General features: G+C 61.2%; 3 protein-coding genes. All 3 read left to right on the top strand.

Annotated elements, in window-relative coordinates:
• Positions 1–583, top strand: a 583-nt coding sequence (locus tag ACRDUX_RS08960) for an aldehyde ferredoxin oxidoreductase C-terminal domain-containing protein (protein WP_526413047.1), incomplete at its 5' end; no start/stop codon positions are given.
• Complete coding sequence (locus tag ACRDUX_RS08955; RefSeq protein WP_526413045.1) at positions 580–1632, top strand: threonine aldolase family protein; 1053 nt, start codon at positions 580–582, stop codon at positions 1630–1632. The genes ACRDUX_RS08960 and ACRDUX_RS08955, both read left to right, overlap by 4 nt.
• 10 nt (positions 1633–1642) lie before the next feature.
• Positions 1643–2085, top strand: a 443-nt coding sequence (locus ACRDUX_RS08950) for a dihydroxyacetone kinase subunit DhaK (protein ID WP_526413043.1), incomplete at its 3' end; no start/stop codon positions are given.

Here is a 2085-nt window from a genome sequence, read left to right as displayed (position 1 = left end):
GTACGAGATCGTGGAACACGACATCGATTTCGACCCGGTCGACGGGCCGGCGAACGGCTTGGCGCAGATGCCGACCCTTGGCACATACGACTGGGAACCCATGGCCCGGTTGGATGGGGCTCGGGTAGCCCGCACGGTGACATTGTTGGAGCTGTGGAGCGGACTGGATGCTCTGGGCATCTGCCTCTTCGCCGGACCTCCGATGCGGGAGCTGACGCAACGGAAGGTCGCCCGCCTCGTCTATGCTGTAACTGGTTGGCTAACAAGCGATTCTGAGATATTCCTGTGGGGCCGGCGCCGATGGAACCTGATGCGCGTATACAACCAGCGGGAAGGTATCGGTAGCGAAGCTGACCGGCTGCCTGATCGCTTCTTCGAGGAGCCGGTGGATGCGGGCCGGAACCGGGGCGCGATTCTGGATCGTTCGGAATTCGATGAATCTCTGCAGCTGTACTACGAACTCGTCGGCTGGGACCTTCGAGGAAGGCCCAAACCGAGCACGCTGCTTGCACTGGGTATCGACTGGGCGACCGGTGTGCAAGCGGACGAAACCACAAGCGAGAGTGAGAGTCGCATTCGATGACCGCCGACCACCATTACATCCTTGCTTCGGATAACTGGGCTGGAGCCCATCCTGAAGTGCTCGAGGCACTGATGGCGGCCAACCGCGGAGAAGAAGCCAGCTATGGCGGTGACCGATACACCACGCGCCTGCAGGACGTGATCAAGTCCCATTTTGGTTCCGCGGCAACAGCTTTTCCAGTGTTCAACGGCACCGGCGCGAACGTCGTCGCGCTGCAGTCCATGCAACCGTCGTGGGGTGGCGTCATCTGCGCTCAGTCCGCACACATCAACACCGATGAATGTGGCGCCCCAGAGCGGGTAGCTGGTCTCAAGCTTCTCGCCGCGCAGACCCGGGACGGAAAACTCACCCCCGCAGATGTCCGGGAGCTGGCCCAGAACTTCGGGAACGAGCATCATGCGCAGCCGTCTGTCGTGTCGATCACCCAGAGCACCGAACTCGGCACGGTGTACACCCCGACCGAGATTGCCGAGATCTCCACGATGGCCCACGGGTTGGGGATGTCAGTGCATCTCGACGGGGCGCGACTCGCTAACGCTGCTGCTGCACTGGGTACTTCGCTATCGGCACTGACTACCGACGTAGGGGTCGATGTCATATCGCTCGGTGGTACCAAGAACGGAATGCTTTTCGGCGAAGCCGTAGTGGTGCTCAATCCTGAGCGCTGTGCGGGCGTGAACTATATTCGGAAATATACGATGCAGCTGGCATCGAAAATGCGCTATATCTCTGCACAGTTCATCGCATTGCTCGAAGATGACCTCTGGCTTCGGTCGGCCCGGCACGCCAATCAGCAAGCGGCACTGCTGCGAAACCTTGTCGAGGACATTCCCGGAGTAAACGTCACCCAACCGACACAAGCCAACGCCGTATTCGCGATAGTACCGACCGAGGTAGAGAAAAAACTACGTCAGATCGCCAGTTACCAGACCTGGAATCCTGCCACCGGCGAGGTGCGGTGGATGTGCTCTCACGAGACCGATGACGACACCGTGCACGGTTTCGTCGATGCGTTGAAAGCGATTATGTACACGACCCACCCAGTATGAAAGATAGGTAATGAGCAGACTCTTCCTGCCTGACGGCGGCGCAGACGTCGTCGATCTGGCGTTGCGCGGTTTTGGCCGGCTACACGACGATATCGTCACGGTGCTGAGCGACCCGGCCGCGGTGATCACCAAGCAGCGATCGCCGGGACGGCGGGTCGGACTGATCTCCGGCGGAGGTTCCGGTCATGAGCCGTTGCACGCCGGATTCGTCGGACGCGGGATGCTGGACGCGGTGGCCCCCGGCCGCGTCTTCGCCTCGCCCCACAACCGGCAGGTGTACGCGGCCAGTCGCCAGGTCGCTGGGCCCGACGGGGTATTACATATCGTCAAGAACTACACCGGGGACCGCATCAACTTCGGGATCGCGGCCGAACGGCTCGTAAGCGATGGCATCCCCGTGCGGAGGGTGCTCGTCAATGACGACATCGCCACCGACAACGCCGAGACCGGAAC

The sequence above is a fragment of the Mycobacterium sp. genome, from assembly GCF_050701675.1.
GTDB lineage: Bacteria > Actinomycetota > Actinomycetes > Mycobacteriales > Mycobacteriaceae > Mycobacterium.
Note: the sequence above shows the minus strand (reverse complement) of the source record. Positions and strands in the feature narration are given on the sequence as shown.